The following is a 14,056-nucleotide window of genomic DNA, read 5'->3' as shown; positions in this document are numbered from 1 at the left end:
GGAGAAAAGCATGGATTTGGACAGCGGAGCCCTGTCGGTCACCAGATTCTGGCGTGATGCCGGAGCGGACGCATGGTTCGAGAAAAGCGATGTTTTCGACGGCGATTTCCGCAACCGCTTTCTTGAGCTGCATTACGCGGCCGCACGGCGCGAATGCGACGGCTGGTCGGAGCATGCCGAAGGCTCGCTGGCGTTGATGATCCTGCTCGATCAGTTTCCGCGCAACTGCTTTCGCGGCACCGGCCACATGTACGCCACGGACCCGCTGGCGAAGCATTTCGCCCAAAAAGCCGTAACGTCAGGCCAGGATCTGGTGCTCGAACCGGAATTGCGGGTGTTCCTGTATCTGCCGTTCGAACATTCGGAATTGCTCGCCGACCAGGAACGGTCGGTCGAGCTCACCGCGGCCAATGCGCCGGACTACCTCAAATACGCCGAAGAACACCTCGACATCATCCGGCGCTTCGGCCGTTTTCCGCACCGCAACAAGATGCTCGGCCGCGAAACCACGCCGGAGGAAAAAACCTTTCTGGACGATGGCGGGTTCTCAGGCTGACGCTGGTCTATCCAGCCACCAGTCGCGGCCCGACGGCAGGCGTTCGATACCGGCCGCATCGACGGCGGCCAGCCGCTCCGAGACGCTTCGCCCGCTTACCGCAAGATCGGGCGCGATCTCGGCCAGCGGCGCCAGCACGAAGGCACGTTCAAGCATGCGCGGATGCGGCACTTCCAGGCCGGTTTCGTGGATGACGCGGTCGCCGAAAACCAGGATGTCGATATCGATCAGGCGCGGCCCCCAGCGCTCCTCGCGCACGCGCTTCAGCTTGCGCTCTGCATCAAGGCACAGGTCGAGCAATGCCCGCGGCGAGAGCCGTGTCGAGAGTTCGGCGGCGGCGTTCAGGAAGTCGGGCTGGTCGAGCTTGCCCCAGGGCGGCGTGCGGTAGAGCGAGGACACCGCGGCCACGCGAGCGGCGGGATCGGCGTCGAGCAGGCGCAGCGCCGCCGCCATCGAACTCGCCGGATCGCCGAGATTGCCGCCAAGGCTGAGATAGACGGTGTTACTGCGGCCAGACAACGGTCACCTCGACGTAATCGAGCACGCCGGGCACCGGCGCATTCGGCTTGCGGACCGTGATTTCGGCTTTCCTGATCTGCGGGAAGCGTTCCGTCAGGGTTTTTGCGACTTCCAGGGCCAGCGCCTCGATCAGGAAGCGCCTGTGTCCGGTGATGATCTCCTCGATCACCGTGAAGGCAACACCGTAATTGACGGTTTCCCCGATGGCATCGTCGACCAGCGCGCGCCCGGGCTCCACGGTGAGCGAGGCGTCGACATAGAAGCGCTGGCCGAGCGCCTCCTCCTCGTCCAGCACGCCGTGCCGGGCAAAGAAGGCGCAGTTCTTCAGGCGGATGACATACATGGTTCAGCGTTCCGAAGCGGCGGTTTCGCGCGCCAGCATAGCATCCGCCACGGCCAGCGCGTCCACGTTGATTGCGACATCGTGGACACGAAACAGGTCGGCGCCCTTCAATCTCAGTATGACGCTCGTCGCCGCAGTCCCAGCCCCTCTTTCGGCGGCATCGCGGCCCGTGACGGTGCCGATGAAGCGTTTTCGCGAGGTTCCGGCCATCAGCGGAAATCCGAGGGCGTTGAGCTCGGAAAACCGCGCCATCAGGTCGAGGTTATCCTCGGCCGTCTCCTTGGCGAAGCCGAAGCCGGCATCGAGAACGATATGATCGTCGGCGATGCCGTGTCGGCGGGCGATTTCCAGTGATTTTTCGAGGAACGCGAACTGGTCGGCGATGACGTCGGGCAGTTTCCGGCGATCCCGCCCGGTATGCATGATGATGAGCCCCGCGCCGGTTTCGGCTGCGATACGCGCAATGTCCGGCTCGCGCTGCAAGCCCCAGACGTCGTTGACGATATGCGCCCCGGCCGCGACGGCAAGCCGCGCGGTCTCGGCGCGATAGGTGTCGACCGAAATCAGCACCTCGCCGGAACCCGCCAGCGCCTCGATCACCGGCAGGATGCGCGCCTGCTCCTCGCCGGCCGTGATCGCTGACGCGCCCGGCCTGGTCGATTCACCGCCGACATCGACGACCAGGGCGCCTTCGCCCAGCATGCGGCGCGCCTGGACCAGCGCGGTCTCGGCGGCATCGAACAGACCGCCGTCGGAAAAACTGTCGGGCGTGACATTGAGAATGCCGACCACCACGGCCTTGTCGCCAAGGTCGAGATGACGCCCGTGCGCCAACTGCCATCGCCTCGCCGTCATTGCTCATCAACCATGGGGCTCATCAACCGTGTGGCTCATCAACCGTGGGGCTCATCAACCATGTGTGATCCGCACCAGATCAATTCCGTTGCGCCGGCAATGGCCGTAAAGCAAGGTAGGACGAGAGGCAACCTGATGAAACGAAACCTGCTTTGCGCATTGCTGCTTGCCGCCACCGCCGTTCCGGCGGGCGCGGCCAATCTCGTCAAGACATATAGCTACTTCGCCGTTGGCGGCAGGACGCTAGAAGACATCGAGGCACAGCTTTCCAAACGTGGTCCGCAGGTGAAGAGCACGGGCTCGCGGCATCCCGGCGCCACACAGATGGCCTTCACCACGCGCATCAGCTATGCTGGGCAGTCCGGCTCCTGCCGGATCGCCGACGCCGCCGTGACCGTCAAGGTCAAGGTCATCCTTCCCGAATGGAGCCGCCCACGCAAGGCCGACGCGGATGTGCGGCTGTTCTGGGACACGCTGTCGGCCGACATCAAGCGCCACGAGGAACGCCATGTCGAGATCGCCAAGAATCACGCCCGCGAACTGGAAGACGCGCTGAAAGCCGCTTACCCGCAGAAGGACTGCGATGCGGCGAAGGCCAAGGCCGCCCAGATCACCGCCGCCATTCTCGCCAGACACGACCGTGCCCAGGTGCAGTTCGATCGCGTCGAAAGCGTCAATTTCGAAAGCCGCATCCTGCGGCTCCTGCGCTATCGCGTCGAGCGCATCGGCAACGGCCGGTTGCCGCCGACGTGAACGTCCTGATGTATGTCGCCTAAGGGGCGGCGGTGCGAGCCAACCGGGCCGAAGCGTAGTGCCAGCTTCGAAAAATTTCCGGGCAACGGTCGAAATCGGCCTATACGGGACGACATATCAGGGGTTGGCAAGGGCACGACCTTTCAAACACGAGCATCACGACCGATCGCGCCGCGGATGCAACCCGGCTAGCCCAGCCGACGCACCGGACGGCGCGCGCAAGCATATGGACGAAAGACTATGGACCAGGCTGTCGACAATCAGGCCGTGGCGGCCGCGAGCGCGCCGCTGACGGAAAGCGAGAAGAACGCCATTATCGGCGGCGTTCTCCTGTCGATGCTGCTGGCAGCACTTGACCAGACCATTGTGGCGCCGGCCATGCCGACCATCGCGCGAGCGCTCGGCCACGCCGAGTACCTGCCCTGGATAGTGACCGGATATCTCCTGACCGCAACCGCCATGGCGCCGCTCTACGGCAAGATCTCCGACGTCTACGGCCGCCGGCCGACCGTCTATGGCGCGATCCTCATCTTCCTCGCCGGCTCGCTGGTCAGTGCGATGGCGCCCAACATGTTCGTGCTGGTGATCGGCCGCGCGATCCAGGGCGCCGGCGGCGGCGGGCTTTTCGCCCTGGCGCAGACCGTCATCGGCGACCTCGTGCCGCCACGCGAGCGGGCACGCTATGCGGCCTGGATCTCGGGCACCTGGGCAGTCGCCAGCATCGCCGGGCCCTTGCTCGGCGGCACGTTCGCCGAACATCTCCATTGGTCGCTGATCTTCTGGATCAACATTCCGCTCGGCATCCTGGCCATGGCCATCATCAACAAGCCGCTGCGCAAGCTGCCGGTCGCGGCAAGACGGCATCGCATCGACGGGCTCGGCGCGCTGCTTCTCGTGGCCGCCACGGCCCTGCTGCTTCTGGCGCTGAACTGGGGTGGCAGCGAATACCCCTGGCTATCGACGGAGATCCTCGGGCTCGTCGCCAGTTCCTTGGTCCTGTGGGGCGCCTTTGCGCTACGGCTGCTGCGCGCAACCGAGCCGCTGATTTCGCTCGAGGTACTGAGCAACCCGATCGTCCTTGCCGGCACGCTCTCCATGTTCCTTCTGCAGGCGGCCAATATCGGCCTGTCTGTCTACTTGCCGGTCTATCTCCAGTCGGTCATCGGCCTGTCGGCAAGCGAATCCGGCACCGCCCTCCTGGGGCTGATGCTTGGCACGGTGGCCGGCGCGACATTCAGCGGGCGCACCATTCCGCGTTTCGTCCATTACAAGCGGATCGCCATCTTCGGATTGGCCTTCGCCGTTCTATGCCTCGGCGTCCTCAGCCTGGTGGCGGGGCACGCCTCGCTGCTGGTTGTCGAGATCCTGACGACGTGCGTCGGGCTCGGCAGCGGAACCACCTTTCCGGTGGCCACGGTGTCTGTCCAGAACGCCGTCGACCCCAGGCACCTTGGCGTCGCCACCGGCGTGCTGACGTTCCTGCGCTCGCTGGGCAGCGCGCTCGGCGTTGCTATCCTCGGTGCGGTCGCCCTGGGCAACGGGCTGCCGCTGGCGGGCGAAGGCGCGCAGGCGACCGGCGCCGGTGCCGAAGCTGCCGCCTTCGGGCTGATCTTCGTCGCCGCCGTGGTGATGTTGGTCATGGCGCTGCTGACGCTCAGCCTGATGCCCGAAAAACCGCTGCGCGGCCATCCCGAGGCCCCCGTGCTGGCGGACTGAAGCGATACGCGTCAGGAGGCATCCACCACACCGAGCTTCTTCTGCAGGCTGGAGGAGGAGGTCGTGTATTGGAAGACGATGCGTTCGCCCGGGCTGACGATGCGCTTGGCGGCCTGGGCCATCAGCGCGACCTCGTGAAAGCCCGACAGGATGAGCTTCAGCTTGCCGGGATACCAATTGATGTCGCCGACCGCGAAGATGCCCGGGACCGACGTCTGGAACTTCTCGGTGTCGACCGGAATCAGGTTCTCGTGAAGGTTGATCCCCCATTCCGCAATCGGTCCGAGCTTCATGGTCAGGCCGAAGAAGGGCAGCATCCGCGTGCAAGGAATTTCGATGTCGCCCTCCGGCCCCTTGATCAGGGCGGACGACAGTTGGCCGGCGGCGCCGGTCAAGCCGGTCACTTGCCCGACCTGGAAATCCAGCTGCTTCATCTCCTGCATGGCGTACATCTTGTTGACGCTGTCGGGGGCGGCGCGGAACTCCGGGCGCCGGTGGACCAGGGTCACGCTTTTTGCCACCGGCTGCAAATTGAGCGTCCAGTCCAGCGCCGAATCGCCGCCGCCAACGATAACGAGGTCGTGGCCGCGAAAGTCTTCCATCCGGCGCACCGAATAGAAGACGCTCTTGCCCTCATAGGGTTCGATGCCCGGGATGGGCGGGCGTTTCGGCTGGAACGAGCCGCCGCCGGCGGCGATCACCACCACCTTGGCCTCGAACACCTCGTTCTCGTCGGTGGTGACGCGAAAGCCGCCGTCCTCCAACCTCTCCAGGCTGGAGACCATGCGATTGTAGGTGAAATCAGGCTTGAACGGCGCGATCTGCTCGAGCAGCTTGTCGACCAGCCCTTGCGCCGAGATCGACGGCCAGCCGGGAATGTCATAGATCGGCTTTTCCGGATAGAGTTCCGCGCATTGGCCGCCGGGCCGGTCGAGGATGTCGATCAGGTGGCACTTCATGTCGAACAGGCCGAGCTCGAACACGGCGAACAGGCCGACCGGCCCTGCCCCGACAATGAGTACGTCTGTCCTGGTGATGCCGGTCATGGTGCGCGCCTCGCTGCTGGATTGGCGTGAGACTGCATGACCTCCGGCTTGCTGCCAAGCGGCAGCCGCAAAAATCAGAGCTGCGAACTCGGGTTGCAAGGGATGGACGACTGCCAGTCCGGCTGCCCCGCCACCTTTTCATGGCAGGGCAGCTTCTCACGATAGGAATTTTTTCTTGACGGGGTGCCCGCAACTATGGTAGATATTTGGTTATGGTGCTGAGTTGCGCCGGAGGCCCGCCGCACAGGCGGGTTTTCCATTCAAGGCGACGTCAACAGCCGGCCCCCAAGGAACCCCCTGCCCGGATTCATTGCCTCGGGCAAAAATCGGCTTTTAGCCTTGGCGCTCGGGCACCCGCACCACCAGTCCGTCGAGCGCGTCGCGCACCTTGATCTGGCACGATAGCCGCGAATTCGGCTGGACGTCGTAGGCAAAGTCCAGCATGTCCTCTTCCATTGCTTCCGGCTCGCCGACTTCCGCCGTCCAGGCCTCGTCGACATAGACGTGGCAGGTTGCACAGGCGCAGGCGCCGCCGCACTCCGCTTCGATACCCGGCACGGCATTGCGGATGGCGTTTTCCATGACCGTCGAGCCGTTCTCGGCATCCACGTCGAAATGTGTGCCGTCATGGGCAATGAAGGTCAGTTTGGTCATTTGTCACCTGAGGGAGTTTCCGCCGAGATAATCACTCGGGCACACAAGTCAACTGCGGCGAGAAAGCGCCGCTCGGTGACGTTTTTCCGCAAACGGGTCTAGCGGTTGATGGCGGCGATGAAATCGCGCACTTCGTCGATCAGTTTGCCGAGCCGCGTAAGCGTCTGGCTGTCTTCCGGCTGCCGTTCTATCTCGGTGGCGCAATCGGCAATGGCAAAGGCCCCGACACCACGCGCCGAACCCTTCAGGCCGTGCGCCAGGAGCAGCCGGTCCTTGATGTCCGCATCGACTATCCTGTCGCGCACCGACAGCGCCTGTTGTACAAAGAGCGCCAGCACCTCCTGTTCGAGGCCGCGGTCGCCCATCGTCTGCCGCGCAAGGTGTGCCAAATCGATCGGTCGGGACCGCCTCGTTCCCGATACATCGCCCCCGGGCATTGAGAAGGCAATGCCGCTTTCGCCACGCATGAACTCGAACTCCGCTTCTTCGGCCGCCTGAAAAACTAGGCGAATCCAATGGACAACGGGTTAATGGATGGCCGGAAAAAATGTTGCGAAAGCGGCGCCGGAATCACGCTTCCGTTAACCTTATATTTAAAGTTTTACGTATCCCGCGGAATGCATGTTTTCTTTACCCCCCTGTGTCATTACGATACGAGGGGTCCATTTTCAGCCTCCTGCGCGTGGGTGCGACAACCAAAATCATAAGTCCGCGGCAGCTAGTACAGGGTAGCGAAGGCATGGCGAAGAAAACAACGACGACCAGATCTCTGGACAACGATGTGGCCAGGGAACTCGAGAAGGCACTCGATCTCGACCTCAGCGGCGACACCGGCAGCGGCGACCTCGATATAGCGGCCTCGATGGAAGATCTGGAAGCGCAGATATCCCAGGCCGCCGACGAATTGGCGCGCGAGGGACGCAATCAGACGCAGGCACCCGTCGTCAACCAAGCCCAGGCCGCGAATCCCGCGCCAAAGACCAGACCCGCCGAACTGCGCCCCGTCGAAACACGCAATGGCGGTCAGCCCGCCGGCTTCTCGCCGGCCAATGACGATCGTCAGAAGGATTACAAGACGCTTCTGCACAGCCTCAACCGGCGCGCCTCGAACACGATCTACTGGGTTATCGCCTTCGTTTCGCTGGCCTGGATCGCCGGCGCGGGCGGATTGGCCAACCTCCTCTTCGGGCCGAGCATCTGGAGGATCCGCACGCTCGACCAGTTCTTCGCCCGTCCCGAACTGATCGGCCTTGCTGTCGCGGCCATCGTGCCGGTCATCCTGTTCTGGGCCTTCGCCGCCATGATTCGCCGCGCGCAGGACATGCGCATCGCCGCCCAGTCGATGACGGAAGTGGCCTTCCGCCTCACCGAGCCGGAAAACATGGCCCAGGATCGCGTCATGATGATCGGCCAAGCCGTCCGCCGCGAGGTGGCCGCCATGGGCGAAGGCATCGAACGCACGCTGGCCCGCGCCGTCGAACTGGAAACGCTGGTCCACAGCGAGGTCAACCAGATCGAGCGCTCCTATTCGGAAAACGAAACCCGCATCCGCTCGCTCGTCGACGGGCTCGGCAGCGAGCGCGAGGCGGTCGTCAGCCATGCGGAGCGGGTTCGCGCTTCGATCGCCGGCGCGCACGACACCCTCAAGGACGAAATCGGCGCTGCCAGCGACCTCATCCGCGACAGCATTCTCAATGCATCGACCAAACTGTCGATGACCATCACCAATTCCGGCGACACGCTTATCGACCGCATCAACGAAAGTTCGCTGTCGATCTTCGATTCGGTGGAAGGACGGCTCGACACCATAACCGACAAGCTTTCGACTTCCGGCGAGGCTTTCGCCAGCCTGCTCGACACGCGCATCGCCAAGCTGACGGACACGACAGACGGCCTGACCCGGTCGTTGACCGACCTGCTCGACGATCGCACCAACGGCATGGTGTCGCTGCTTGGTGGCGCCGCGCGCACACTCAATTCGGAATTCGAGGCCAGCCTCAACGGCATCGAGCGCACGCTCGCCGAGCGCGGCCAGGCGCTGATCAGCGAGTTCCAGACCCGCGCCGAGGCCCTCGATACCGGCACGCAGAAGCTCAACGCAGCACTCGAAGCCCGCGCCCGGCAGATCAACGAAACGCTGGTCGAACGCGCGCGCGAAATCGCCCACACCTTCGCCGAGAGCAAGGACACGCTGACGGCGATGATCGACCAGGGCAAGACCCAGATCGGCGCCGACATGGCCGATATCGTCACGTCGACCTCGTCCATGCTCGAAGCGCGCGCCAGCGATTTCGCCGGACGCATGGAAGCGGCGCGCCACGTCGTCTCGCGCTCGTTCGATGCCGATATCCAGCGGCTTGCCGATGCCCGCGTGGGTATAGAAGAAGCGGTCGAAAATCACAGCCGCAGCCTTTCCGAGAGCCGCGAGCGCATGGCGGCCGCGATGCAGGCCGATCTGGCCAAGTTCGCCGAGAGCCGTGCCGGCATCGATGCTGCGGTAACCGACCAGGTGCAGAAGCTGGCCGAAGGCCGCAGCCTGATCGCGCGCGCGCTCGAAGAAGATCTGCGCAAGGTCAACGAATCGCGCGCTGCCATCGACGCTTCGCTCGGCAGCCACCTCGAAAGGCTGGAAGAAGGCCGCAACCGGCTCTCCCAGGCTCTCAACGAAGACTCCGGAAAGCTGGTGCAAGCCCGTACAATCATTGACGAAATGGTTGCTGGACATGTTGGCAAGCTGGCCGAGGGCCGCAACATTCTCTCGCGCGCGCTCGAAACCGACCTCGGCAAGCTCGTGGACACGCGCGCCGACATTGATGGCCTTGTCGCCGGTCAGGTCGAGAAGATCGCCGAGGGCCGCGCGGTACTCGCCAAGGCGCTGGAGAACGACATCGCCGGCATCAAGGACCTCATCGAGGCGCATTCGGCCAAACTGGCGGAAGACCGCTCGCAGCTCGGCCGTTCGCTGGAGGACGATCTGTCCAGCATACGCGGGCTGATCGAAGACCATTCGGGCCGCCTGGCCGAAGATCGCAGCCTGCTGTCGCAGACCCTTGAAGCCGACCTTGCCAAGCTCGCCGAGAGCCGCTCGAGCATCGACGGCCTGGTCGCCGGTCAGGTCGAGAAACTGGCCGAAGGCCGCGATATTCTCAGGCGGGCGCTGGAATCCGACCTCAACGCGATCAAGGGCGTCATATCGAGCCAGTCCGAGAGGCTGGCCGAGGACCGCGGGCAGCTGTCGCGGGTTCTCGAGGCGGACTTGCAGAACGTGAACAGCGTCATTGCCGACCACATGAACAAGCTGGTCCAGGACCGTTCGACCTTGTCGAAAGCGCTTGAGGAGGACCTCGCCAAGCTGGCCGAGAGCCGCTCGAGCATCGACGGGCTGGTGGCCGGCCAGGTCGAGAAGCTGGCCGAAGGCCGCGACATCCTGCGCCGTGCGCTGGAAGCCGATCTCAATACGATCAAGAACACCGTCGCCGACCAGTCCCAGAAACTGGTCGAAGATCGGGGACAATTCGCCCGGGCGCTCGAAGCCGACCTCGAAAACGTCAACACTCTCGTCAACAGCCACTCCGAAAGGCTTGCCCAGGATCGTTCGGCGCTGTCGAAGGCACTCGAAGACGATCTGGAAAACGTCAACGGACTGGTCAATAGCCACTCCGAGCGGCTTGTCCAGGAGCGTTCGGTGCTGTCGAAGACACTCGAGGACGATCTCGCCAAGCTGGCCGAAAGCCGCTCGAGCATCGACGGCCTTGTCGCCGGCCAGGTCGAGAAGCTGGCCGAAGGCCGCGACATCCTCAAACGCGCGCTGGAGGCCGATTTGCAGAGGCTGTCGGAGAGCCGTGGCGATCTCGACGGCATCATCGCCGGACATGTCGGCAAGCTGGCCGAAGGCCGCGACGTGCTGAGCCGCGCGCTGGAAGACGATCTCGGCAGGCTCGCCGAGACCCGCAAGGATATCGATCGTTCACTGTCGGGTCACATCGACCAGATCGCGGCCAGGAGCACCGACATCTCCGCTGCGATCGCCGCCGACGTGGACAAGATCGAGCAGGCGTTCAGTCGCCAGACCGGCATCATCGAGGAGCGTGCGGGCACCATGGAGCGTGCGCTGTCGACAGGCGTCGACAATGTGCGCAACGTGCTCGAGAAGAGCGCCGTCTTCGTGGCCGGCGCCTTGCGCGAGAAGGTCCTGGAAGTCACCAGCGTCCTGCATGAGCAGGCGGGCCAGGCCTTCTCCGATGCGGATCGCAAGATCGCCGAGCGCGCCGAGCAGACCTCGGCCGCCCTGCTGGCTCGGGCCGAAGACATCGCCCGCACCTTCGAGGAGGCGGATCGCCGTCTCCACGCCCGTGCGGAAGACACGTCGAGCGCCTTGCTTGCCCGCGCGGACGATGCGTCCAGTTCCTTGCTGGCGCGAGCCCATGAAACCGCCGATCAGCTTGCCGCCCGTGCAAGCGAAATCGCCGGCACGTTCGACGCGGCCGACCAGAAGCTGGCCGCCCGCGCCCAGGAGACCGCCGACCAGTTGGCGGCTCGGGTGAGCGAGATTGCCGGCACCTTCGACGCGGCCGACCAGAAGCTGGTTGCCCGGGCCGTCGAAACGGCACAGTCGCTGGCCGCCCGCGCCGGCGATATCCTGCGCAATTTCGAAGGCGCCGATCAGCGGCTCGGCATGCGCATCGGCGAATCGGCCGAAGCTCTTGCCGCGCGTGCAGCGGATCTCGGCCGCATCTTCGACGCCGCCGACCAGCACCTGGTCTCGCGCATCGCCGAAGGTTCGGAAGCGCTGTCAGGCCGCGCCTCCGAAATCGCCCGCATCTTCGATGATGCGGACAACCGACTGGTTTCCCGCATCGCCGCCAGCACCTCGACCATCGGCGAACATGCTGAGAGCATCGTTGGCGCCTTCACCAGCACGGAGCAGAGGGTCGCCGACCGTGCGCGCCAGACCGGCCAGGAACTGGCCGCGCATGCCCGTGAAATCGAGCAGGCGCTCGCCGGCGCCGACGAGCGGCTCGCATCGACCGCGGCAACGGCTGCTGCCCGCGTCGAAGAGCAGATCGCCAGCGTCGAGAACCGGCTAGCCCATACCGCCGAGACGATGGGCCAGAAGCTCAACGAGCAGGTGTCGAGCGCCGAAGCGCAACTCGTGTCGCGCGCCAATGTCATCGCGGAGACTTTCACCGCGGTCGGCCAGCATATCGGCCAGAGCACCAACGACGCCGCCAAGACGATCGGCGCCAACACCCGCGAGCTCAACACCATGCTCGCGGCACGGTCGGCGGAGATGTCGAAGATCCTCGACGAGACCGCGCGGCCGCTGGTCGAGCGTTTCGCCCAGGGCGGCTCGGAACTGCAAAAGAGCATGGAAGAGGTCACCGAACGTGCCGCCGAGAAGCTGCGCAGCGAAAACGCAGCCCTCGTCAACGCGCTCGCCAGCCGCACCGCCGAGACCCTTTCGGCGGTCGAAGGTGCCCGCTCGTCGCTATCCGACAGTGTCGCCGACCTGATCGGCCGAATGACCACGTCGAGCGCGCAGCTCGGTCAGCTGATCGAACAGGCCGCGGCCAATCTTGGCCAGGTCGACGAACGCCTGACCGGCAGCACGCAAAGCTTCGCGGCAACCACCGAGAAAGCGGCGCAGACCTTCGCCAGCTCGGCAAGGCTGGTCGATTCGAACACGACAAGGCTGACGGAACTGTCGTCGTCGACCTTGCGCGAGGTCGCGTCGATCGCCACCAAGTTCGATGAACACAGCCGCCTGCTCGCCGGTGCTTCGGACCTCCTGAGCTCGGCCCAGAGCAACCTCGAACACACGCTCGAAAGGCAGTCTTCGCTCGAGGATCTCGCTGTCGGCCTGGTCAAGAAGTCGGAAGATCTCGAAAGGGTCATGCGCTCGTTCGAGAATCTGGTCGGCCAGACGCTGCAAAATGCGGAAGGCAGGACGCTGGAATCGGCCGACAAGATCCGCAACGCCATCACCGACGTCGTCGATTCGGCGACCAAGCGCTTCTCCGACGCGACCGAGGAGATGCGCCGCACCGCCGGCGCCATCAAGAGCGAGCTCGACCTCACCCGCGCCGAGCTCAAGAAGGGCGTCATCGAGATGCCGGAAGAGGCCAAGGAATCGACATCGGCCATCCGCCGCGCGGTTTCCGAGCAGATCAACGCCCTGAAGGAGCTTTCGGACATCGTTGCGAAGTCCGGCCGCAGTGGTGGAGAGCCCTTGGAATCGCGCAATCTGCGCCCGGCGCCGCAAGCCCCGGCAGCGCCCCGCGCGGCAGAGCCGCCGCGCCGCGCTCCCGCGCCACAGCCGGAACTTCGCGCGCCGCAGGCGCCGGCGGGCGGCACGGCGCTACGCGGCGCGCTTGACCTGGAGCGCCCCGCCGACACGGCGCCGCGCCAGCGTCCCGACGCCGGTGCCCGCACGCAACAGGGCGGCTGGGTGCGCGATCTCCTGAGCGGGGCGTCACGCGAGGACGAAGCCAAGCCGGCAACACCCGCCGAAGCACCGCGCGCCGCCCCTGCCCAGCGCTCGCCGCTTCACGTCGTGGAATCGCTGAACTCGCTGTCCGTCGACATCGCACGGGCCATCGATCACGATGCGTCGATCGAACTGTGGAACCGGTACCGACGCGGCGAGCGTGACGTGTTCACGCGGCGGCTCTATACGTTGAAGGGCCAGCAGACGTTCGACGAGATCCGTCGCAAGTACCAGACGGAGGCAGAGTTCCGCGCCGCCGTCGACCGCTATTGCGATGATTTCGAGAAGCTGCTGAAGGACGTGTCGCGCAACGACCGCGACAACATCATGGCGCAGACCTACCTGACCTCGGATACAGGCAAGGTCTACACCATGCTGGCCCACGCCAGCGGCCGCCTGCACTAGGCAGCGGCAGACAGCCAATGAAAAAAGGCGGGGGACTTGTCTCCCGCCTTTTGGCTTGGAAGGGTGGACGTCGCATCCGGAACTGGATCTCTGACTTGTGAAGTCGGCGATCATATTCGACTGCGAGTTTCTTTGCCTTGAGGGCTCGCAACGCAGATTCTGGTGCGCGGCCCACGATCCCGACCCGGTCATCGCGCAGATCGGCGCGGTCAGGCTTGGGCTCGAAGACGACTTTCCCGTCCTGGGCACGCACAAGGCCTATGTCAGACCGATCGACCGGTTTGGCAGGAGATACGCGCTCGACCCTTTCTTCACCGAACTGACTGGCATCACAGAAGAAAAGCTGGAGATCGAGGGGGTCGCGCTAGGAGAAGCCCTTGTTGACGTCGATCGTTTCTCCAATGGGGCGCGATTTTGGTCCTGGGGCAAGGACGAACTGAACATGATAGCCATCAGCTGCAGGCATCCCCGCTTCCATCCCGGCCGCCCGTTTTGACAATGCCGTAAAGCTGCTGATCTCGGCCGGGATGCCGATCGAGGACCTGGCAAGGACGCCGAGCAACAAGCTTGCCGACTATTATGGCGTTCAACACCCGCCATTGCAGGGACACGATGCGCTCGATGACGCGCTGTCCCTAACCTACACCCTGCAGCACCTGATGAAGACTGGAAAGCTGCGGCCGGACGCCTTCGACCGCTTGTAGCCTGGTGGCTGGCGCCCG

Annotated in this window: 10 protein-coding genes and 1 pseudogene; 5 read left to right on the top strand and 6 right to left on the bottom strand. The window is 64.5% G+C overall.

From position 1 onward, the window contains the following. Positions 1-10: 10 nt before the first annotated feature. The gene (locus FJ428_RS14695) at positions 11-556 is read left to right on the top strand and encodes a DUF924 family protein (RefSeq protein WP_140664294.1); all 546 of its coding nucleotides are present in this window, start codon (positions 11-13) and stop codon (positions 554-556) included. Here the strand turns inward: FJ428_RS14695 and folK are convergent. Genes folK through folP form a run of 3 tightly spaced genes read right to left on the bottom strand, consistent with a single transcriptional unit; the run spans position 548 to position 2,273 of the window. Further along, positions 548-1,075 (bottom strand): 2-amino-4-hydroxy-6-hydroxymethyldihydropteridine diphosphokinase, encoded by a 528-nt coding sequence (folK, locus tag FJ428_RS14690; protein ID WP_140656374.1) that lies wholly within the window; start codon positions 1,073-1,075, stop codon positions 548-550. The two genes, FJ428_RS14695 and folK, sit on opposite strands and share 9 nt — an antisense overlap. Beyond that, complete coding sequence (gene folB / locus FJ428_RS14685) at positions 1,059-1,418, bottom strand: dihydroneopterin aldolase (RefSeq protein ID WP_140879630.1); 360 nt, start codon at positions 1,416-1,418, stop codon at positions 1,059-1,061. The genes folK and folB overlap by 17 nt, the downstream gene beginning before the upstream one ends. A 3-nt stretch (positions 1,419-1,421) precedes the next feature. Next, positions 1,422-2,273: a dihydropteroate synthase gene (gene folP / locus FJ428_RS14680; protein WP_140633143.1), complete on the bottom strand. Its 852-nt coding sequence runs from the start codon at positions 2,271-2,273 to the stop codon at positions 1,422-1,424. A gap of 135 nt (positions 2,274-2,408) precedes the next feature. Between folP and FJ428_RS14675 the strand changes: the two genes are divergently transcribed. Then, a complete protein-coding gene (locus FJ428_RS14675) occupies positions 2,409-3,026 on the top strand; it encodes a DUF922 domain-containing protein (protein WP_181167298.1) in 618 nt (205 codons plus the stop codon). A 240-nt stretch (positions 3,027-3,266) separates the two neighbouring features. Then, positions 3,267-4,742: an MDR family MFS transporter gene (locus tag FJ428_RS14670; RefSeq protein WP_140879629.1), complete on the top strand. Its 1,476-nt coding sequence runs from the start codon at positions 3,267-3,269 to the stop codon at positions 4,740-4,742. Positions 4,743-4,753: 11 nt separating this feature from the next. Here the strand turns inward: FJ428_RS14670 and FJ428_RS14665 are convergent, their stop codons facing one another. The 3 genes from FJ428_RS14665 to FJ428_RS14655 all read right to left on the bottom strand — a co-directional run bounded on the left by FJ428_RS14665 (position 4,754) and on the right by FJ428_RS14655 (position 6,909). Further along, a complete protein-coding gene (locus FJ428_RS14665; RefSeq protein WP_140633137.1) occupies positions 4,754-5,788 on the bottom strand; it encodes an NAD(P)/FAD-dependent oxidoreductase in 1,035 nt (344 codons plus the stop codon). 333 nt (positions 5,789-6,121) lie between these two features. Continuing rightward, a complete protein-coding gene (locus FJ428_RS14660; protein ID WP_137931040.1) occupies positions 6,122-6,442 on the bottom strand; it encodes a 2Fe-2S iron-sulfur cluster-binding protein in 321 nt (106 codons plus the stop codon). A 98-nt stretch (positions 6,443-6,540) separates the two neighbouring features. Continuing rightward, complete coding sequence (locus tag FJ428_RS14655; protein WP_140498914.1) at positions 6,541-6,909, bottom strand: Hpt domain-containing protein; 369 nt, start codon at positions 6,907-6,909, stop codon at positions 6,541-6,543. Between the two features lie 272 nt (positions 6,910-7,181). Between FJ428_RS14655 and FJ428_RS14650 the strand changes: the two genes are divergently transcribed. Continuing rightward, on the top strand, positions 7,182-13,334 hold the full coding sequence (locus FJ428_RS14650; RefSeq protein WP_140879628.1) for a kinesin: 6,153 nt from the start codon (positions 7,182-7,184) through the stop codon (positions 13,332-13,334). 97 nt (positions 13,335-13,431) lie between these two features. Continuing rightward, positions 13,432-14,038 (top strand): annotated as a pseudogene (locus FJ428_RS14645) (3'-5' exonuclease). Positions 14,039-14,056: the final 18 nt, after the last annotated feature.

Source organism: Mesorhizobium sp. B2-8-1, assembly GCF_006440955.1.
In the GTDB taxonomy this organism is placed as follows: domain Bacteria; phylum Pseudomonadota; class Alphaproteobacteria; order Rhizobiales; family Rhizobiaceae; genus Mesorhizobium.
This window is presented reverse-complemented; position numbering and strand designations above follow the sequence as displayed.